Origin of the sequence: Streptococcus vestibularis ATCC 49124 (assembly GCF_000188295.1) — a bacterium.
Taxonomy (GTDB): domain Bacteria; phylum Bacillota; class Bacilli; order Lactobacillales; family Streptococcaceae; genus Streptococcus; species Streptococcus vestibularis.
In genome coordinates this window covers 1,239,597-1,259,040 of record NZ_GL831112.1, presented here as the reverse complement: position 1 = coordinate 1,259,040, position 19,444 = coordinate 1,239,597, and the positions used below count along the sequence as shown (strand labels likewise).

General features: G+C 41.5%; 18 protein-coding genes and 1 pseudogene. 14 read left to right on the top strand and 5 right to left on the bottom strand.

What is annotated here, in order from left to right; all coding sequences use genetic code 11:
• Window positions 1-164: 164 nt before the first annotated feature.
• Both HMPREF9425_RS06170 and HMPREF9425_RS06165 read right to left on the bottom strand, forming a co-directional pair.
• Complete coding sequence (locus tag HMPREF9425_RS06170; RefSeq protein WP_003097555.1) at window positions 165-350, bottom strand: hypothetical protein; 186 nt, start codon at window positions 348-350, stop codon at window positions 165-167.
• Window positions 351-521: 171 nt separating this feature from the next.
• Complete coding sequence (locus HMPREF9425_RS06165) at window positions 522-2,702, bottom strand: LTA synthase family protein (protein WP_003097553.1); 2,181 nt, start codon at window positions 2,700-2,702, stop codon at window positions 522-524.
• 161 nt (window positions 2,703-2,863) lie between these two features.
• Between HMPREF9425_RS06165 and HMPREF9425_RS06160 the strand changes: the two genes are divergently transcribed.
• From HMPREF9425_RS06160 to HMPREF9425_RS06105, 12 genes are all read left to right on the top strand, one after another.
• Window positions 2,864-4,027, top strand: coding sequence for a class I SAM-dependent rRNA methyltransferase (locus HMPREF9425_RS06160; RefSeq protein ID WP_037621530.1), 1,164 nt, complete (start codon window positions 2,864-2,866; stop codon window positions 4,025-4,027).
• Window positions 4,024-4,701 carry a type I 3-dehydroquinate dehydratase gene (gene aroD, locus HMPREF9425_RS06155; RefSeq protein WP_003097550.1) on the top strand — a complete coding sequence of 226 codons (678 nt, stop codon included), beginning with the start codon at window positions 4,024-4,026 and terminating at the stop codon, window positions 4,699-4,701. Before HMPREF9425_RS06160 ends, aroD begins: the two co-directional genes overlap by 4 nt.
• Window positions 4,691-5,548, top strand: a complete 858-nt coding sequence (locus tag HMPREF9425_RS06150; protein ID WP_003097549.1) for a shikimate dehydrogenase — start codon at window positions 4,691-4,693, stop codon at window positions 5,546-5,548. Before aroD ends, HMPREF9425_RS06150 begins: the two co-directional genes overlap by 11 nt.
• Window positions 5,549-5,560: 12 nt before the next feature.
• Complete coding sequence (gene aroB, locus HMPREF9425_RS06145; protein WP_003097547.1) at window positions 5,561-6,628, top strand: 3-dehydroquinate synthase; 1,068 nt, start codon at window positions 5,561-5,563, stop codon at window positions 6,626-6,628.
• A complete protein-coding gene (gene aroC / locus HMPREF9425_RS06140) occupies window positions 6,629-7,795 on the top strand; it encodes a chorismate synthase (protein WP_003097545.1) in 1,167 nt (388 codons plus the stop codon).
• A gap of 29 nt (window positions 7,796-7,824) precedes the next feature.
• A complete protein-coding gene (locus HMPREF9425_RS06135; RefSeq protein ID WP_037621527.1) occupies window positions 7,825-8,931 on the top strand; it encodes a prephenate dehydrogenase in 1,107 nt (368 codons plus the stop codon).
• Between the two features lie 9 nt (window positions 8,932-8,940).
• Complete coding sequence (locus HMPREF9425_RS06130) at window positions 8,941-9,279, top strand: YlbF/YmcA family competence regulator (RefSeq protein ID WP_003097542.1); 339 nt, start codon at window positions 8,941-8,943, stop codon at window positions 9,277-9,279.
• An 89-nt stretch (window positions 9,280-9,368) separates the two neighbouring features.
• Window positions 9,369-10,319: an L-lactate dehydrogenase gene (locus HMPREF9425_RS06125; protein WP_037621525.1), complete on the top strand. Its 951-nt coding sequence runs from the start codon at window positions 9,369-9,371 to the stop codon at window positions 10,317-10,319.
• 80 nt (window positions 10,320-10,399) lie between these two features.
• Window positions 10,400-11,683: a 3-phosphoshikimate 1-carboxyvinyltransferase gene (gene aroA / locus HMPREF9425_RS06120; protein WP_003097540.1), complete on the top strand. Its 1,284-nt coding sequence runs from the start codon at window positions 10,400-10,402 to the stop codon at window positions 11,681-11,683.
• Window positions 11,676-12,167 carry a shikimate kinase gene (locus tag HMPREF9425_RS06115; protein WP_003097538.1) on the top strand — a complete coding sequence of 164 codons (492 nt, stop codon included), beginning with the start codon at window positions 11,676-11,678 and terminating at the stop codon, window positions 12,165-12,167. Before aroA ends, HMPREF9425_RS06115 begins: the two co-directional genes overlap by 8 nt.
• Entirely contained in the window at window positions 12,158-12,982 is an 825-nt protein-coding gene (gene pheA, locus HMPREF9425_RS06110) for a prephenate dehydratase (RefSeq protein WP_002890467.1), read from the top strand. The genes HMPREF9425_RS06115 and pheA overlap by 10 nt, the downstream gene beginning before the upstream one ends.
• A gap of 11 nt (window positions 12,983-12,993) precedes the next feature.
• Window positions 12,994-14,424 (top strand): LCP family protein, encoded by a 1,431-nt coding sequence (locus HMPREF9425_RS06105; RefSeq protein ID WP_003097537.1) that lies wholly within the window; start codon window positions 12,994-12,996, stop codon window positions 14,422-14,424.
• A gap of 39 nt (window positions 14,425-14,463) precedes the next feature.
• Here the strand turns inward: HMPREF9425_RS06105 and HMPREF9425_RS06100 are convergent, their stop codons facing one another.
• From HMPREF9425_RS06100 to HMPREF9425_RS06090, 3 genes are read right to left on the bottom strand one after another with little or no spacing between them, the layout of a single operon-like run.
• A complete protein-coding gene (locus HMPREF9425_RS06100) occupies window positions 14,464-15,378 on the bottom strand; it encodes a TDT family transporter (RefSeq protein WP_003097535.1) in 915 nt (304 codons plus the stop codon).
• A 15-nt stretch (window positions 15,379-15,393) separates the two neighbouring features.
• Window positions 15,394-16,458, bottom strand: coding sequence for an acyl-CoA dehydrogenase family protein (locus tag HMPREF9425_RS06095; RefSeq protein ID WP_003097533.1), 1,065 nt, complete (start codon window positions 16,456-16,458; stop codon window positions 15,394-15,396).
• 40 nt (window positions 16,459-16,498) lie between these two features.
• Entirely contained in the window at window positions 16,499-17,047 is a 549-nt protein-coding gene (locus HMPREF9425_RS06090; protein ID WP_002888987.1) for a carboxymuconolactone decarboxylase family protein, read from the bottom strand.
• Window positions 17,048-17,259: 212 nt separating this feature from the next.
• Here HMPREF9425_RS06090 and rlmD point away from each other — a divergent pair, with 212 nt between their 5' ends.
• On the top strand, window positions 17,260-18,618 hold the full coding sequence (gene rlmD / locus HMPREF9425_RS06085; protein ID WP_003097532.1) for a 23S rRNA (uracil(1939)-C(5))-methyltransferase RlmD: 1,359 nt from the start codon (window positions 17,260-17,262) through the stop codon (window positions 18,616-18,618).
• A gap of 44 nt (window positions 18,619-18,662) precedes the next feature.
• Window positions 18,663-19,199, top strand: a pseudogene (locus tag HMPREF9425_RS10075) (S24 family peptidase).
• The last annotated feature ends 245 nt before the right edge of the window (window positions 19,200-19,444 follow it).

Sequence of the window (19,444 nt, the reverse complement as noted above, 5' to 3'; positions counted from 1 at the left end):
TGTCTCTTGTTATATTATGAATTGCACCCCCAAAGTATATATTTAGTTTCTAACTTTTAGGGTGCTTTTGCTATAGAATTTTAGCCTATGATAGGCACTGTACCTAAATAGGAGTTCTAAATATAAAAAGTCCCCGCAATCCTATTGACTGCGGGGATTTCGTCTTAGAATAGACCTTTAATCTTGTCTAAAGCTCCACTGACCATTTCGTTGCCTGAAACAAGTGACTTAGCTTGGTCAAAGTATTCGCCCAAATCATCTTTATTGTCATCGACAAACTTTTTAGCAGCTTCGAAATCTTTCTTTTCAATCATTTTTTTTACTTGGTTAAATAATTCCATTGGATTCATATCTGTTCTCCTTTATAAGTTTTCTTACTAACTCTATTTAATCACGCTTACAGCAAACTAGCAAGAAATATGTTTGAGGCGAGTGCTATGAGGATTATGATTTTCCAGTTAAGTACGATTGATAATTGTTTAATCTTAAAAGGCAGTCCTGTTTGGACTGCCTTTTAAGGCTTATTGTTGTTCCGTTGAAGAGCTACTTGGCTCTGATTCACTTGAACTTGAGCTCGATTCAGATTCTGCAGGATGTAGTTCCTTGTAAGATGGGGTCTTGAATAGATCAGCCGTTGATTTATTGCCTTTTTGTTTGTAGAGGCTAGTTGATTTATCTTTCAGCTTTTTGTTGATCTGTTTCAGTTGATTCATCTGTTTCGTGTAGGAAATCGTGCTAGAATCAACATGTTTCAAACCATTTGGTGTATAGAAACGAAGGAGGTCACCAGTTTGAACAGCGTCACTCATCGAAAGCTGAGTGGCTACTGTCTTACGAATGGCTTCGTTATCCTTTTTAGTCGTTTCATCAGGGTTGGTAATTTCTTCCCCTGTTTGAGTGTTATAGAGTCTACCAGAATAGCTGGTGTATTGAGGAGTAACATATTGACCTGAGGTTCTAAATGCGACGGTTTGCTTATTATCAGGAGATAGGAGGTCTTGTCCCATCTGGATATAAGAGCTAGTGTCAACACCAAGAATGTGAAGGAGAGTTGGAAGGGCATCAACCTCTCCACCAAAGGTGTTAGAGATACCACCACCAGTATATCCTGGAATATGAATCATGTAAGGAACACGTTGAAGCATGGCTTTATCATAGTTTGACCAAGTTTCAGGGTTCTTACCGAGAAGTTCAGCAAGATTGCTGCTTCGTGTATCAGAGATACCATAGTGGTCACCGTACATGACAATAATCGAGTTGTCGTAAAGACCGGTTTCCTTAAGGTAATCAAAGAAGTCTTTGATTGCAGAGTCAAGATAGTTAGCTGTTGCAAAATATCCGTTGACTGTCTCATCTTTTGTTTCAGCGAGTGGGAAACCTTGTTCCTTTTCATCGCCTGAGAGTGAAGTGTATGGGTAGTGGTTAGATACGGTTAGGTATTTAACATAGAAAGGCTGTTGCATTTGTTCCAGATATTTGATGGAATCTGGAAACATGTACTTGTCATTTAGACCATACTGGAAGGAATTCTCATCAGTTTTTTCAGTGAAGGCTGATGAGTCAAAGAAGTAGTTATAACCCCATTGTTTATAGGTGTTATTGCGATTCCAGAAGGATCCAGTGTTTCCGTGGAAAACGGCTGAAGTATAGCCGCCTGTTTGAGCCAGGATAGATGGTGCAGCGTAGGCTGTATTGGTACCACCGTAGTTTACCATGTATGACCCTGTACTTAGTCCGAAGAGTGATGTTTCCATCAAGGTTTCAGCATCAGAAGTTTTTCCTGATTTAACTTGGTGGAAGAAATTTGAAAAGGCTAGGGTTTCATTTGAGTGGTAAATGGAATTGAGGAATGGTGTTACCTCATAAGACTGACCATCTACTTGGAGCTTGTAATCAATAAGAAACTGTTGGAAACTCTCCAAGTGAATAACGATAACGTTTCTTCCTTTAGCAATTCCGTAGTACTTAGGATCAGGTGCTGCATAGTGCTCCTTAACATAAGCTTCAACCTTTTTCATATCGTCTGCTGTTGCGGATGAACGAGCTTGTGAAGCTTGATACGTTAAGTTACCGGAATAAGCTGTAAAGAAAGGAATCCCCATAGCACGAACAATATAGTTGTTGGAGAAACCACGTGTCAGTAACTCACCACGGTTAACTTCCGCTAGAAATAGGTTAACTGAAAGAAGGAGTGTCGACAGTGCGGTGACGGCAAAACTAGCTCGTTTATTAAATGGTTTACTATCCGTTTTTAGTTTTTTCCTAAAACCAGCATAGATGAAGAAAGGAATATCAATCAGATAAAAGATATAACTTGGTTCAAGAAGGTTCTTAGCTGAATCTCCCAGTCCCGCTGCTGAACTAGAACTTGCCAGGATGGTATTTACAGTGATGAAGTCTGTAAACTCACCGAAGTAAATGACATTAGCAATAAGCAGGAGATTAAGGATGACATAAATAGCAATCGTTGTGCTATAAAAGAAACGTCTTTTCTTGAAGTAAAGTCCTAAACCTAACAGCATTAATCCTAGTGGAATAGGGTTAATCAGCGAAAGCATAACCTGATATCTGCTTTCCAACTCAAGATTAATGTTGACGTAATAAGCGAATATGGTTTTTAGCCAGTAAAAGAAGAGTAACAAGAGGACGAATCCGAGTCTTGATGAAACTCCTTTCCAAAAGGCTTCATTTATTTTTTTCAAAGTAATACTTCCTTTGATTCTATATTATCTTAACCATTATACCAAATAACAAAATGACTCTCAAAAATTTACTGCCATTGAGTGTGATATTCCTTGACATACAATTGACAAAATCTAGTTACGAAACAGAAATTATAGCATTTTTTTGGTATAATGGTAACATGAGTATATTGACAGTAAGTCCCTTTGCGGAGAAAAAAATCAAACAAGGTAAACAGCTTCTTTTAGCCGAAGATTTTCCAAATATAGCTGAAAATAATCAGTTGATTTATCTTTATAGCCAATCCAAAGAATTTTTAGGAACAGGCTATTTGTCGAGTCAAAATAAGGGGATAGGTTGGTTTTTGTCCCCTAAAAAGCAAAAATTGACAGTGACCTATTTTCAGGGGCTTTTTGAGAAGGCAAAAGCCAAACGTCAATCCTATTATGATAATGATTTAACGACGGCTTTTCGTCTTTTTAACCAAGATGGTGATGATTTTGGTGGTCTAACGATTGATTTGTATGGAGACTATGCCCTCTTTTCATGGTATAATGCCTTTGTTTATTCCTTGAAGGATGTTATTGTAGAGGCCTTCCAAGCGGTCTTTCCTGAGGTCTTGGGAGGTTATGAAAAAATCCGCTTCAAGGGTCTTGATTTCGAATCAGACCATCTTTTTGGGCAAGAGTCGGGTGATACCTTCACCATTTTAGAAAATGGGGTAACTTATGAGGTTTTCCTCAATGATGGGCTAATGACGGGGATTTTCCTTGATCAGCATGAAGTGCGTGATGGTTTAGTTAATGGCTTAGCCTTGGGTAAATCAGTTCTGAATATGTTCTCTTATACGGCCGCTTTTTCAGTGGCTGCAGCTATGGGGGGAGCGGTTGAAACGACATCGGTGGATTTGGCAAAACGTTCACGTGAATTATCGACGGCTCATTTTGAAGCTAATGGCTTCAGTATGGAAAATCATCGCTTGGTCGTGATGGATGTCTTCGATTATTTCAAATATGCAAAGAAAAAAGGCTTATCTTATGACCTTATCGTCATCGATCCGCCAAGCTTTGCTCGAAATAAGAAACGCACTTTCTCAGCAAATAAGGATTACCACAAGTTAATTGCACAAAGTATTGATATTTTATCAGAGCATGGGACAATCATCGCAAGTACCAATGCTGCTAATATGACAGTGCAACAGTTTAAGAAACAACTACGTAAGGGCTTGGGAGATGTTTCAGCGGACTTCGTTAACCTGCAACAATTACCAGCGGATTTTACCGTCAATCCTAATGATCCAACATCAAATTATTTGAAAGTATACACAATAAAGGTAAATAAATGAAAATTGTAGTTCCGATTATGCCAACTAGTTTAGAGGAGGCACAAGCGCTTGAACTGTCTCGTTTTGAGGGGGCAGACATTATTGAATGGCGTGCAGATTTTTTAGATAAGGATAGTATCTTAACGGTTGCTCCGGCTATTTTCGAGAAATTCGCAGGCTTTGAGATTGTCTTTACCATCCGTACAACGCGTGAGGGTGGTAGGCTTGAGTTAACGGATGCGGAATATGTCGCACTGATTAAGGATGTAGCTGCGATTTATTCGCCAGATTATATTGATTTTGAGTATTTCACACGTAAGGCTGTCTTTGATCAAATGCTCGAATTTTCAAACTTGGTTTTGTCTTATCATAACTTTAAGGAGACACCTGAAAACCTCATGGAACTTTTGTCTGAGATGGCAAACTTGACACCACGAGTGGTTAAGGTGTCAGTTATGCCTAAGCATGAGCAGGATGTTCTCGACCTTATGAACTTCACACGTGGTTTTAAGGCCTTTAATCCTGAGCAGGAGTTTGTGACCATGTCAATGGGTAAACTAGGTCGTTTGTCACGTTTTGCGGGCGACTTGATAGGGTCATCATGGACTTTTGCCAGTCTTGATAATGCCAGTGCTCCAGGACAAATTAGTTTAGCAGACATGCGCAGAATCAGGGAGGTTTTGGATGCAGATTGATGGACACACACGCCTAGCAGCTGTTGTCGCCAATCCAATCAAGCATTCGATTTCGCCGTTCATTCATAATTCTGCCTTTGAGAAGACACAAATTAATGGTGTTTATGTGGCCTGGGAGATTCCAGAGTCAGACCTGGCTGAGACAGTTAAAAATATTAGACGTTACGACATGTTCGGTATCAATTTGTCCATGCCATATAAGGAAGCAGTCATTCCTTTTTTGGATGAGATTAGTCCTGCAGCTCAACTGATTGGTGCTGTCAATACAGTTGTTAATCGTGATGGGCGTTTGATTGGTCATAATACGGACGGTTTTGGCTTTTTTGCTAGTCTAAAGAACTTTAGCCCTAAAGATGCCCGTCTGATGATTTTGGGTGCTGGTGGTGCGGCTAAAGCTATTGTGACGCAGGCAGTTCTTGATGGTGCCAAAAAAGTCAGTGTCTATGTTCGCCCTCAGTCATTTGATAAGGCAAAAAAGAGCTTTAAGTCCTTACTTGAACAGACAACTTGTCACTTGGAGTTCCATGCTTTAAATGATCTTAAGTATTTTAAAGAGGAACTAGGCCAGGCTGATTTATTGGTGAATGCGACGAGTGTTGGGATGGATGGCGCATCCTCGCCTATTCCTACAGATACAAAATTTCCTAAGGGACTCTTGGTTGCTGATATCATTTATCAGCCTTTTGAAACACCTTTCTTGGCCTTGGCTAGGAAACAGGGAATAGAGGCTGTGAACGGACTTGGCATGTTGCTTCATCAAGCAGCAGGTGCCTTTAAATTGTGGACAGGCAAGGACATGCCAACAGACGCCATTTGGCAGGAATTGGAAAATATTTACAATAGCTAGGAGGGGACGACTATGAAACTAGAGGTAAATTTAACACATAACCCTTATGACATTATCATTGAAAAGGGAGCCCTTAAGACGGTCGGTCAATGGGTGAAGTCACTTTGGGAACCACAAAAGATTGCCCTTATTACGGACAATCATGTGGGAGCTCTATATGCAGAAAAAGTTAAGCTTAGCCTGGAGCACGAAGGTTTTGAGGTTGCCGTTTTTGATTTTCTAGAAGGTGAAGCGAGTAAAAATCTTAAAACTGTTAATAAGGCTTATGAGTTTTTGATTAAGAATGGCATGACTCGTAGTGATGGTATTCTTGCTCTTGGTGGCGGTGTTGTTGGTGACTTGGCAGGCTTTGTTGCTTCAACTTATATGCGTGGCATTCACTTCGTTCAGGTTCCAACTAGTCTCACTGCCCAAGTGGATTCATCTATTGGTGGTAAGACGGGTGTGAACACACCATTTGCTAAAAATATCGTGGGAACTTTTGCTCAGCCTGATGGGGTTTTGATTGACCCTAATGTCCTTGAGACACTTGGTAAACGTGAATTGATTGAAGGTATGGGTGAGGTTGTCAAATATGGTTTGATTGACGATCCTGAGCTTTGGCACCTGCTTGAAAGCATCGATGGTTCAGTTCACAGTATCCTAGAAAACTCAGAAACTATCATTTATCGTTCATGTAACGTTAAGCGTAAAATTGTGGTTGAAGACGAGTTTGAAGGTGGCGTCCGTATGTATCTAAACTTTGGTCATACGATTGGGCATGCCGTTGAACAAACAGCTGGTTACGGTAAAGTTATGCACGGTGAAGCGGTAGCTATCGGAATGGTTCAGATTTCTCGTGTTGCTGAGGAAAAAGGTCTGATGCCTCAGGGAATCACACGTCAAATTGCTGAGATGTGTGTTAAATTTGGTTTGCCAGTGGACTATGAGCCATGGCGTGTTGAAGAGCTCTATACAGCTCTCACACACGACAAAAAAGCTCGTGGTAATAGCATTAAGACGGTTATCGTTCCAGAGATTGGTAAGGCAGCTATCAATCAGATTCCTTTAGTCGAAATGAAAGAGTACTTGGAGAAATAAATGAGATATTTAACAGCAGGTGAGTCTCACGGCCCACGTTTAACAGCAATTATCGAAGGTGTTCCAGCTGGTCTTTCCTTGACCGCTGAAGATATCAATGCTGATTTGAAACGCCGCCAAGGTGGTTATGGTCGTGGTGGCCGTATGAAAATTGAGTCTGATAAGGTTGAAATCACTTCTGGTGTTCGTCATGGGAAAACAACAGGGGCTCCGATTACCCTTCATGTTATCAATAAGGACCATCAAAAATGGTTGGACATCATGGCTGTGGAAGACATTGAGGATCGTTTGAAAAACAAACGTAAAATCACTCACCCACGTCCAGGACATGCTGACTTGGTTGGTGGAATGAAATACCGTTTCGATGATTTGCGTAATTCCTTGGAGCGTTCCAGTGCGCGTGAAACAACGATGCGTGTGGCAGTAGGTGCTGTCGCTAAACGAATCTTAGCTGAGCTCGATATTGAAATTGCTAATCATGTGGTTGTCTTTGGTGGTAAGGAAATTGATGTGCCTGAGAATTTGACGGTAGCCCAAATCAAGGAGTTGGCCCAACAATCTGAGATTTCAGTCGTTAACCAAGAACGTGAACAAGAGATTAAAGATTACATTGACCAAGTCAAAAAAGAAGGTGATACTATTGGTGGTGTCGTTGAAACGGTTGTTGGCGGCGTCCCTGTTGGCCTTGGCTCTTATGTGCAATGGGATACCAAACTTGATGCTAAGATTGCTCAAGCAGTTGTTTCCATCAATGCCTTCAAGGGGGTCGAGTTTGGTCTTGGATTCAAAGATGGCTACCTCAAGGGCTCTCAAGTGATGGACGAGATTCTCTGGAATGAAGAGGATGGCTATACGCGTCGCACTAACAACCTTGGTGGTTTTGAAGGTGGTATGACCAACGGGCAACCGATTGTGGTCCGTGGGGTTATGAAACCTATTCCAACCCTTTACAAGCCATTGATGTCAGTAGATATCGAAACACATGAACCATACAAGGCAACAGTCGAGCGTTCAGATCCAACGGCCTTGCCTGCAGCGGGTGTCGTTATGGAATCTGTAGTTGCTACAGTCGTAGCCAATGAAATCTTGGACAAATTCTCTTCTGATAACATGGAAGAATTGAAAGAAGCGGTAGCACGTCACCGTGACTATGTGAAAAACTTTTAAGCAGCATCAGACAATAGATGGGAGTAGTAATGAGTAAGAAAACTATTTATATCGCAGGATTGGGCTTGATTGGTGGCTCCTTGGCCTTAGGGATTAAAAGGGATCACCCTGATTATGAGATTCTTGGATATAATCGTTCTGACTATTCTCGAAATATTGCACTTGAGCGTGGGATTGTTGATCGTGCAACCAGTGATTTCAAAGAGTTTGCTCCACTTGCTGATGTGATTATCCTTGCAGTGCCAATTAAGCAAACTGTGGCCTACTTGCAGGAATTGGCTGACTTGGATCTCAAAGATAATGTCATCATCACAGACGCAGGGTCTACTAAGTTGGATATCGTTGAGGCAGCTGAACGTTACCTAACAGGTAAAAATATTCAGTTTGTTGGTTCCCACCCTATGGCTGGTTCCCATAAATCAGGGGCTATTGCAGCCGACGTGACGCTTTTTGAAAATGCCTATTATATTTTCACACCGACAAGTCTGACAAGAGAGACAACTATCCCAGAGCTTAAGGACATCTTGTCTGGGCTTAAGTCACGTTTTGTGGAGATTGATGCGGCTGAACACGACCGTGTAACCAGTCAAATCAGTCATTTTCCACACCTTTTAGCTTCTGGTCTTATGGAGCAGGCGGCTGATTATGCTCAGTCTCACGAGATGACCAATCACTTTGCGGCTGGGGGATTCCGAGATATGACCCGTATTGCAGAAAGTGAACCTGGCATGTGGGCTTCCATTCTCATGACTAATGGGCCTGCTGTCTTGGATCGTATTGAAGATTTCAAAAAACGTTTGGACCATGTGGCCGACTTGATTAAAGCTGAAGATGAGAATGCCATTTGGGAGTTCTTTGACAACGGTCGTAAAAAGCGTAAAGAGATGGAAATCCACAAAAAGGGTGGCGTGGAAAGTGCCTTCGATATTTTCGTGGATGTGCCTGACCGAGAAGACGTTATCCTTAGCATTATGGAATTGTTACGAGGAACGTCTTTGGTTAACCTTCGTATCAATGAAGAAAATCGTGAGGATATTCACGGTATCCTTCAAATTACTTTTAAAAATGAAAAAGATCGCACACATGCTAAGACTGTTATTGAAGCCAATACAGACTATCATGTGGTGATCGCCTAGGAGAATAAAATGACAAATATTTATGATTTAGCAAATGAGTTGGAACGTGGCATTCGTGCCCTTCCTGAGTACAAAACTTTGGTAGAGAAAAAAGAAGCGATTGCAGCTGATGCTGAGGCTAGCGCTCTTTTCAAAGAGTTTACTGATTTCCAAGAGGATTTCTATGCTAAAATGCAAGCTGGTACAATGCCAACAGCAGAAGAACAAGTAGCTGTTCAAGAATTGGGTCAAAAGGTAGAAGCTAATGCCCTTTTGAAAGAATACTTGGCTGCACAACAAGGTTTGTCTGTTTATTTAAATGATATTGAACGTATTATCTTCAAACCATTGCAAGAATTGAATAGTTAATTAGGGAGGGTGTGTCATTTGACAGGCCTTTTTCTGCTTTCAAAAGAGATTGTCTAAGGAAAAAACTAGAAATATTAAGGAGAAAAATGATGAGTCGTAAGATTGGAATTATTGGTATGGGAAATGTTGGAGCTGCGGTCGCTCATGGGGCAATTGCTCAAGGCTTGGCTGATAGCTATGTTTTTATTGACATTAATGAGAAGAAGGCCGAGGCAGATGCTCAGGATTTTAAGGATGCTATGGCAAATCTACCTAGCTATGCAAACATTGTTGTCAATGATTATGCAGCACTTGAAGATGCTGATGTGATTATTTCATCTCTTGGAAATATTCAGTTACAGCATAATGCTGGTGAGGACCGCTTTGCTGAATTTCCATTTACTCGAGAAGCCGTTTATCAGGTTTCTCAGAAGCTTAAAAAATTGGATTTTCAAGGAATACTCTTGGTTATCTCGAATCCTGTAGATGCTGTATCAGCCCTCTATCAGGAATTCACAGGCTGGCCAAGAGAACGTGTGATTGGGACAGGGACTCTACTCGATACAGCTAGAATGAAGGCAGCAGTAGGAGATGATTTGTCAGTCAATCCCAAATCAGTATCTGGCTACAATCTTGGTGAACATGGGAATTCCCAATTTACAGCCTGGAGTCAGGTTAAGGTCAAAGGTCAAGATATTACAGAATTGACCAGTGAAGAAGAGCGTCAAAATCTTTTTATGGCTTCTATGAAGGGTGGCCACAAGGTCTTTTATGGTAAGGGCTATACTTCATACGGCATTGCCAGTGCGGCTCTTCGTTTGGTAACTATTATCCTTTCGGATGCTCAAGAAGAAGTGGCGGTATCGAGCTATCAAGAAGCCTATCAGACCTATCTTGGATATCCAGTTATTTTAGGACGTCAAGGGGTGGTTGCTCCTGTTCACTTATCTTTGTCGGCTGAGGAAAATCGTCTTTTGGAGGAGTCTGCTAACTTAATTCGGAACCGTGTTCAAGAGGCAGTTGCCTTTCTAAGAGAAAAGTATACTAATACTAGAGAGTGAATATTTTGACAATTCAGTCTATGGTTGGGCTTTCGATTATGGTATAATGAAAGTAACTATAAAATTTTCAGGAGTAACCTATGAAACTAGAAACCAAGGCACAAGGTCTTCATGGCAGCTTGCGTATCCCTGGTGACAAGTCAATCAGTCACCGTTCGATTATGTTCGGAAGTCTTGCTAAAGGTGTGACAACTGTTCGTGATATTTTACGAGGTGAGGATGTCCTCTCAACCATGCAGGTCTTTCGTGATCTGGGTGTGACCATCGAGGATGACGGTGATGTGGTTCGCATTCACGGTGTTGGTTTTGATGGTCTCAAGGCTCCTCAAAACAAATTGGACATGGGTAACTCTGGAACATCGATTCGCTTGATTTCAGGTGTGCTCGCTGGTCAAGATTTCGATGTAGAGATGTTTGGGGATGATTCCCTTTCAAAACGCCCTATGGACCGTGTGACCATTCCCTTGCGTCAGATGGGTGTAGAGGTTTCTGGTCAAACAGATCGTGATTTGCCACCATTGAAAATGCACGGTAGCAAGTCCCTTAAACCTATTCATTACCAATTGCCTGTGGCCTCTGCTCAGGTAAAATCTGCCCTTATTTTTGCAGCTCTTCAAGCTGATGGTGAATCTGTCATCATTGAAAAGGAAAAAACACGTAATCATACGGAAGACATGATTCAGCAGTTTGGTGGTCAGCTTCAAGTAGATGGCAATGAAATTCGTATTTCTGGTGGACAAACCTTAACTGCCCAAGAAGTTGTGGTTCCAGGGGATATTTCTTCAGCCGCCTTTTGGTTGGTAGCAGGACTTGTGATGCCAAACTCTAAGATTGTCTTGGAAAATGTCGGTATTAACGAGACACGTACCGGTATCATTGATGTTATCAAGGATATGGGTGGTAAGATAAGCCTTTCAGATATTGACCAGGTTGCTAAATCTGCGACCATTACGGTTGAAACTTCAGAACTTAAAGGAACCAAAATTGGCGGTGACATCATTCCACGTTTGATTGATGAACTTCCGATTATCACACTCTTGGCGACACAAGCTCAGGGCAAGACGGTGATTCGTGATGCTGAAGAACTCAAGGTCAAAGAGACTGATCGTATTCAGGTGGTAGCAGATGCCTTGAATGCTATGGGGGCTGATATTGTTCCAACTGAGGATGGTATGATTATCACTGGTAAGACAGCTCTTCACGGGGCAGAGGTCAATACCTTTGGTGACCACAGGATCGGTATGATGACAGCCATTGCTGCCCTCTTGGTTCAAGATGGCGAAGTTAACTTGCAACGTGCAGAAGCTATCAATACAAGCTATCCAAGCTTCTTTAGTGATTTGGAAGGATTACTACATGGCTAAGGTTTTATTGGGCTTTATGGGAGTTGGTAAGAGTTCCGTCGCCCCATTCCTGGATGGTCGTTTCGTGGATATGGATCAGGTCATTGAAGAGAAAATCGGAATGTCCATTGCTGATTGTTTTGCCAAAGAAGGCGAAGCAAGCTTTCGTCAGATTGAGTCTGAGACTCTGGAAGCCCTCCTTCAAGAGGGAGATGACGTCATCATCTCTACTGGAGGTGGTGTCGTTGTGACGGAGCGCAATCGCCAGCTTTTGAAGAAAAATAGTAAGTATAACATATGGCTTCACGCTTCTTTTGATGTGGTCTATGACCGTATTAAAAAGGATACCAAGAATCAGCGCCCACTCTTTCTCAATCATTCTAAAGAGGAATTCAAGGCCATTTATGATGGTCGAATGGCCCTCTATCAAAGTTTGGCAGACCTGGTTATCACTGTTGATAACAGGACACCAGAAGAAGTAGCAAGGTTTATCAAATGTATGTAGGTTATTTGGGCCCAAGTGGGTCGTTTACGCATAATGCAGCCTTAAAGGCTTTTCCTGAGGCAGAATTGGTTTCATTAGGTACCATTACCGAGGTTATCAAGTCTTATGAAGAGGGACGTGTGGATTACGCAGTTATTCCTGTGGAAAATTCCATTGAGGGCTCTGTTCATGAGAGTTTAGACTATCTCTTCCATCAGGCCGATATTCGTGCTGTGGCAGAGATTGTTCAGCCCATCAAGCAGCAGTTGATGGCGACTAAACATCATGAGAAAATTGAGAAAATCTTCTCACACCCACAGGCCATTGCCCAAGGGAAAAAGTATATTAAACAGCATTTTCCACATGCCAAGATTGAGACAACAGCAAGTACAGCCTTTGCGGCGCGTTTTGTCGCTGATAATCCAGATCAGCCTTATGCAGCAATTGCTCCACATGCAGCGGCTAAGGAATACGGTCTTCAAATATTGGCTAAGGATATCCAGGAGATTGAAAAGAATTATACCCGCTTTTGGGTGCTGGGAAACACTGTTCCTGAGATTCCGCTCAATCAGATTGATTGTAAATTAACGCTGGCCTTGACCCTGCCTGATAATATGCCAGGGGCACTTTACAAGGCCCTATCGACCTTTGCCTGGCGAGGCATTGACTTGACCAAGATTGAAAGCCGTCCGTTGAAAACGGTACTTGGCGAGTATTTCTTTATTATTGATTGTGATTATACAAAGGAAAAGTTGGCTCAGTTCGCTCTTGAAGAGCTAACTGCAGTTGGAATTGGATATAAAATCTTGGGTGCTTACCAAGTCTATGAAATTTAAAGGGAAATCTTATGACCAAATCTAACGATGAGCCGTTTACGCATCATGAACGGTTACGTTACAACTATCTTTTAAAAAATCTTGCCCACCTTAATGGACAGCAGGCTTCGGAATTCAATTATCTACAAGGAAAGTTGGATGCTTATGAAGCGGAGCGTTCCTACGAGAGGTATCAGGGTCAAACTGCTGACTATCAAGAAGCACGGAGCCAGCCTTATAATAATCGTTCAAATTATTATCAGGCACCTGATTATGAGGATGTCAATCCGCTAACAGAGGAAGGTCTGCCTGTCTATCGAGAGGAAGCGCCTCAACGAAACGTTAAACGAAAAAAGGTTCAAAGACAAGCAGCCCCTTCAGCAACGTCGGCTCCAAGGTTCAAGTCGCAAGTAGTCAAGAAGAAGCGGCCAAAGAAAAAGCGAAGACTCAAGAAAGTCGTTAAGCTAGTGCTTAGTTGCTTAAGTCTTGGTGTTGTCTTTTTGGTGCTAGCAATGGCCTATCAATTTTACAAAGGAACTGACCTTTCTGCTGCTGGTAACAATGGTAAAGCCTATCAACCGGCCTTAGTCGAAACCTTTAACGGTAAAGACACTAAGGATGGGGTGAATATCCTTATTTTGGGTTCTGACCAACGAGTCAGCCAAGAATCTACCGAGGCCAGAACAGACTCCATTATAGTTGTCAATGTGGGCAATAAGGAAGGCAAAATCAAGATGGTAAGCTTTATGCGAGACACCTTGGTTAATATTAAGGGCGCTTCAGAGACAGACTATTCTCAGGATCTGAAACTCAATACTGCCTTCAATATTGGTGAGCAAAACAATCATCAAGGGGCAGAGCTTATGCGACAGACGCTCAAACGAAATTTTGACATTGATATCAAGTACTATGCCATGGTCGACTTTGAGACCTTTGCGGCAGGTGTTGATACCCTGTTCCCAGATGGCGTGAAAATCAATACTAAATTCTCCACTGTTGATGGTAAAAAAGTGTCCTCGGTCAAAGTTCCAGATGATTTGAGGATGGACAAGGATGGGAATGTTCCGAATCAAACCATTAAAGTCGGTAAGCAACAGATGGATGGACGAACTCTTCTTAATTACGCTCGTTTCCGTAAGGACGATGAAGGGGATTATGGGCGTACCAAGCGGCAACAACAAGTGATGCAAGCTATTATGAAGCAAGTTAAAAATCCTATTAGTCTTTTCAAGGGTTCTGAGGCTTTAGGAAAAGTATACTCACTGACTTCAACCAATATGAGCATGACGGAAATGTTGGATTTGGGTCTTTCAAATGCCGGTAGTTTCAAAAATGGTATCAGTTCTCAAACTATTCCATCAGATGGTGATTGGATTGACAGCTATGATTTATATGGCGGTCAAGGAATCGAAATTGATTTTGACAGTTACCAGGATAAATTAAAAGAACTAGGATTTAGATAAATAAAAAAACAAGCATGTTCTGTGAACGTGCTTATTTTTTTAGCGTTTAGCTTGTATAAAATCATTATACAGAAGCTTAATAAAATGATAGAGCAAATAGGCCATAATAGCCAGAACTAAAATCAGCTCGATAGTGTAAATCAATTGAGTTACTGGATTGACTAGCCCAAGACTTGTGGTAGCTGCTTTAAAAGCATTGACACTATTGACTAATGGGAAGCTAAAGGCAGCAAAAAGTGGGATAAAACCCTTGTTAACGAGTCTGGCAAAGAGTCTCAAGGCGCAGAAAAAGAAAATTTGGGAGAAGACAAACAGGCCGACTAAAATGATAGTTGCAGGTCTTTGATTACTCTTGATTGAGCTGGTAATGAGAAGGGCCAGAGGTGCTGCTAAAATAGCGAGTATAGGCTGATATAGGTGAGGGATGGCTATCTGTTTCATTCTCCATAAAACAAGTGGAAAGAGGGCCAGGGTCGCTAATCCCGTTAGTCCTAGGATAAGCCCCTTGATACTATTTGGAATACCATCCGGAACGGTTACAAGACTAATTGCAGGGCCTACATAAACCACGAACCAACTTGGATAGACTTGTTCTAAGGCTAGTGGGCGCAGAAAACGTAGACTGAAAAAGATGATATAGGCAATATAAAGTCCAAGGAGCCCTATCCATGTGATACTTAGGTCAGTTTGAGCTAGTGGAAGGCGACTGGTAAAGAGAAAGGCAGCCATAAAGAGGCTGGGAAAGGCCGAAGCTATGACTGGATTATGCAAATCTTCTTGAGTTTGTCTATAGCCAATGATCAGGCGTCCTAGCACTAGGAAAAAGCCAAAAACGGCTATAAGCCAAATACCCTGAGCAATCAGGGTAAGTTGACTTATTTGATTGGATAAACTAAAGAGGGCAAGTACCAGACTAGATAGGGCCAAGGGAATTTTCTTGAAAAATACCTTCATTGGTCCACAGTCTTTCTAGCTAGCTGCAAGGATATGGCGAAGCTGAACCGCACTCGGAGATACAATTGGAAGGAAGACGCCTTCATTCCAACGACGGATAAAGCTTGACTCTGATTCTTTCAAATAGCCACGACCACCACTAGCCTGAAGTTCGAGGAGCAGGCTGTTAGCTACGACATCGACAATATCGATACGCAATTGGAAAAGTTCACGTGGTTTGTCAATGAAATAATCGGCATCATTAAGACCCGAAAAGAGTTGATCTTGAATAGCAAGAAGATTTTCACGTGTTGCTTCAAATTCCTCACGAAGAACGCTACGGTTACTGTTTAGACTAGCTTCAACCTCATCAAGAGAACGTTGGGCCAAACCAAAGGCAAGACCAAACTGGAAACCAAGAAAGTTTGGACGTGTTTTGGCAATGTAGTCGGTACCATTTTTTGAAAGGACCCAATTAGGATCAAGTTTGACATGATCGAAAGTAAGAGAAGCGGTGTTAGCTCCTTGAAGAGAAACAAATTCCAAATCTTCGGAACGACTAAGACCTTCAGCTTCAGATGGAATAGTGATAATCCAAGGTTGGCTACCGTCTTTAAAGTCAGCAGCAAAGAGAGCTGCAAACTTATCTGCACGAAGATTAGTTACCCAAGGCAAACGACCATCGAGATAGTAGTCATCACCTTCTTGGCTGAGGGTCACATTCAATTCTTCAATGTCAGACAAGAATTTGACGGCATTTGATAAGCCAGTTCCACCAGCACGCTCACCAGTATACAATTCTTTCAACCAGGTTTCACGAGGGTAAGCATTGTCGCTAGCTAGGATATAGTCAATGAAAGTACGGTGTCCCCAAGAAATAAAGGAAGCTGTCAAAGAATGTTGTGCCAATTCATTAAGCACATCAACAACTTGAGTAGGACCACCACCTAGGCCATCAAACTCAGCAGGTACGCCTATTTTAAAGACGTCGTTTTCAGCAATTTTTTCAAGAAGTTGGTCCGCAATTGGTCCAGACTCTTGGTCAATATGGTCAGCGTTGGTGTCCAACCAAGTAAGGAATTCTTTTGAAAAATGTGACATAGGCTTAGGTCCTCCTCTAGTTTATCAGTTTAGCTTTGCATTAAGCGAATTCTTGAAGTTCAGGGTTAATTGGTGTTTGTGCGAGATTGTTAGCGTAGTTACACAAGCTTGCAAGGCTGACACCCAAGATAACGTCAAGGGCATTTTGTGCAGTGTAACCAGCTTCCAAGAAGTCGTTGTAGGCTTCGTCACCAACAGCACCTTTGGTATTGATTACAGCAATAGTGAATTTAGCGAGGGTATCAAGTTTTGGATCGTCCTCAATTGGTGTACGGTTACGAAGAGCTTCCAAAAGTTGAGGTGTCATTTGGATTTGCTTGATTGAAAAGGCTGTGTGACCTGCCACACAGAAGGCACAGCCATTAGTAACAGCAGCTGTAATTTGAACAACTTCACGTTCAGTTGGTGTCAATGAATTACGACGGTTGATTTCACCGACAGTGCGGTAAGTTTCAAGCGCAGTTGGCGCATTAGCAAGGAGACCAATCAAGTTTGGAATGAATCCCCCATTGGCATCTTTGACTGTCTGAAGGACGTCTTTGACTTCTTCTGGTGCAGTTTCGATTGTATGAATGGTAATATCTGGCATGATTATTCTCCTTTAGATAGAAACGACATCTAGCCAAGTAGCTGAGCCGTTTAATTTTTTGTCATGGACCTATGATAGCACTGTATGACTTTTCTGAAAAATCTATATTATTTATGGCCAGCCATAAATTTGATTTATATGTGCTATAATGGAGGGTAGCAAGTGGCTTTTAGGTCCCTCTAAAGCCCTATAAGAGTAAAGAAAGTTGAATTATGTTAAATAAAAACGCTATTGTAGAAGTTGAAATTGTTGATTTGACACATGAAGGAGCAGGCGTTGCTAAGGTGGACGGCTTTGTCTTTTTCGTGGATAACGCCCTACCAGGCGAAGTCATCAAGATGCGAGTGCTTAAGCTCAAGAAAAATATCGGCTTTGGTAAGGTTGAGGAGTATATGACCCTTTCACCAAACCGTAATCAGGACATTGATGCGACCTATCTTCGTTCAGGAATTGCTGATTTTGGGCATATGACTTATGAGGAGCAGCTTAAGTTCAAGCGTAAACAAGTTGTGGACAACCTCTATAAGACAGCAGGTATCTCAGACGTAGAAGTCGCTGAAACATTGGGGATGGATACACCGTACGCTTACCGTAATAAGGCGCAGGTGCCCGTTCGCCGTGTTAAAGGTCAGCTTGAAACTGGTTTCTACCGCAAGAATTCGCACGACTTGATTCCAATTGAAGATTTCCTTATCCAGGACAAGGAGATTGATAAACTCATTGTCTTTGTACGTGACCTTCTCCGTCGCTATGACCTCAAACCTTATGATGAGAAGGAGCAGACAGGTTTGATTCGTCATTTGGTAGTTCGTCGTGGTCATTATTCAGGTCAGATGATGTTGGTCTTTGTAACGACCAGACCAAAAGTTTTCCGTATTGACCAGATTATTGCTAAGATTACGGAAGCTTTTCCAAGTGTCGTTTCAATCATCCAAAACATCAACGATAAGAACACTAACGCCATCTTTGGTAAGGAGTTCCGCACCCTTTATGGTCAAGACACCATCACAGACAGTATGTTGGGCAATGACTATGAGATTTCTGCCCAGTCTTTCTATCAGGTTAACACCGAGATGGCTGAAAAACTCTATCAAACAGCTATTGACTTCTCAGATCTAAACAGCGACAGCATTGTTATTGATGCCTATTCAGGTATCGGGACAATAGGTTTATCATTTGCCAAACAGGTCAAGGAAGTCTACGGCGTTGAAGTCATCGAAACAGCCGTTGAAGATGCCAAGAAAAATGCAGAATGCAACGGCATTACTAACGCCCACTATGTGGCTGACTCAGCTGAAAATGCTATGGCCAAGTGGAGCAAGGATGGTATCAAACCAGACGTCATCATTGTAGATCCACCACGCAAGGGCTTGACGGAAAGCTTCATCAAAGCCAGCGTCGCCATGCAACCTGAGAAGATTACCTATGTCTCATGTAACCCAGCAACCATGGCGCGTGATATCAAACGCTATCAAGAATTGGGCTATGAACTGAAGAAAGTACAGCCGGTGGATCTATTTCCTCAAACGCATCACGTTGAGGTGGTATCACTGCTTGTACGAGCTGATTAAACAAGGATGTAGCTAGTGAAAGTCCTAAAGTAAGGAGTTTAAACATGAAATTCCATGAATTTGGTGATAAGAATTTGCCTCCTATCTTACTGATACATGGTGGTGGCAGTTCTTGGTGGAATTATCTTCGTCAAGCACTTAGCTATGTCAGAAACCTAGTTAAAAAAGAAACATGTAAGAACGTTGTTTCAATATCAGCAAAACTATACGAATATCATGTTTACGAAAAAATGGCTACTGGTATAGGTTAATCGGTTTATAACGATCAGGACTATGATACTGTTTATTTTGATGAAGAATTAGCTCATGGTTTTGCTTCATGGGTATCTGGAGATTCAATGGAACCTAAATATCAAAATGGCTCTGTTGCTCTCATTCTCGAGTCATGGTTTGATTACGATGGAGCAGTTTATGCTGTGGTCTGTAATAGTCAGACCTACATTAAACGAGTTTATCGTGAGGAATATGGATTAAGATTAGTTTCTATCAATCCAAAAGATCAAGATATTTTTCTTTCATATGATGAAGATCCACGAATAGTAGGAATTATTGTTGGTAATTTTGTACCAATGAAACTCTAACAACATTTTATTTACGTTTATTTTCTATTTCTGATGATTATGTAATAGAGGAATGTAGAAATCATTTACATGGAAACTCTATACGCCAATTTTTTAAACATTTAGATGAATTACAAAATATTACAGAAATATTTTGTAAACACTTGACATTCTGTAACATTGGAATATAGTGACGTATATCAAATGAAAGTGAGGAATCATGATGATGAAAAAAACAATTAAAATCGTTACAAGTTTGCTAGTAG

What these genes read in the sequence shown, in the direction of transcription:
- HMPREF9425_RS06170 (WP_003097555.1), bottom strand. Translation starts at nt 350, where the DNA reads ATGAATCCAATGGAATTATTTAACCAAGTAAAAAAAATGATTGAAAAG.
- HMPREF9425_RS06160 (WP_037621530.1), top strand. Translation starts at nt 2,864, where the DNA reads ATGAGTATATTGACAGTAAGTCCCTTTGCGGAGAAAAAAATCAAACAA.
- aroD (WP_003097550.1), top strand. Translation starts at nt 4,024, where the DNA reads ATGAAAATTGTAGTTCCGATTATGCCAACTAGTTTAGAGGAGGCACAA.
- HMPREF9425_RS06150 (WP_003097549.1), top strand. Translation starts at nt 4,691, where the DNA reads ATGCAGATTGATGGACACACACGCCTAGCAGCTGTTGTCGCCAATCCA.
- aroB (WP_003097547.1), top strand. Translation starts at nt 5,561, where the DNA reads ATGAAACTAGAGGTAAATTTAACACATAACCCTTATGACATTATCATT.
- aroC (WP_003097545.1), top strand. Translation starts at nt 6,629, where the DNA reads ATGAGATATTTAACAGCAGGTGAGTCTCACGGCCCACGTTTAACAGCA.
- HMPREF9425_RS06135 (WP_037621527.1), top strand. Translation starts at nt 7,825, where the DNA reads ATGAGTAAGAAAACTATTTATATCGCAGGATTGGGCTTGATTGGTGGC.
- HMPREF9425_RS06130 (WP_003097542.1), top strand. Translation starts at nt 8,941, where the DNA reads ATGACAAATATTTATGATTTAGCAAATGAGTTGGAACGTGGCATTCGT.
- HMPREF9425_RS06125 (WP_037621525.1), top strand. Translation starts at nt 9,369, where the DNA reads ATGAGTCGTAAGATTGGAATTATTGGTATGGGAAATGTTGGAGCTGCG.
- aroA (WP_003097540.1), top strand. Translation starts at nt 10,400, where the DNA reads ATGAAACTAGAAACCAAGGCACAAGGTCTTCATGGCAGCTTGCGTATC.
- HMPREF9425_RS06115 (WP_003097538.1), top strand. Translation starts at nt 11,676, where the DNA reads ATGGCTAAGGTTTTATTGGGCTTTATGGGAGTTGGTAAGAGTTCCGTC.
- pheA (WP_002890467.1), top strand. Translation starts at nt 12,158, where the DNA reads ATGTATGTAGGTTATTTGGGCCCAAGTGGGTCGTTTACGCATAATGCA.
- HMPREF9425_RS06105 (WP_003097537.1), top strand. Translation starts at nt 12,994, where the DNA reads ATGACCAAATCTAACGATGAGCCGTTTACGCATCATGAACGGTTACGT.
- HMPREF9425_RS06100 (WP_003097535.1), bottom strand. Translation starts at nt 15,378, where the DNA reads ATGAAGGTATTTTTCAAGAAAATTCCCTTGGCCCTATCTAGTCTGGTA.
- HMPREF9425_RS06095 (WP_003097533.1), bottom strand. Translation starts at nt 16,458, where the DNA reads ATGTCACATTTTTCAAAAGAATTCCTTACTTGGTTGGACACCAACGCT.
- HMPREF9425_RS06090 (WP_002888987.1), bottom strand. Translation starts at nt 17,047, where the DNA reads ATGCCAGATATTACCATTCATACAATCGAAACTGCACCAGAAGAAGTC.
- rlmD (WP_003097532.1), top strand. Translation starts at nt 17,260, where the DNA reads ATGTTAAATAAAAACGCTATTGTAGAAGTTGAAATTGTTGATTTGACA.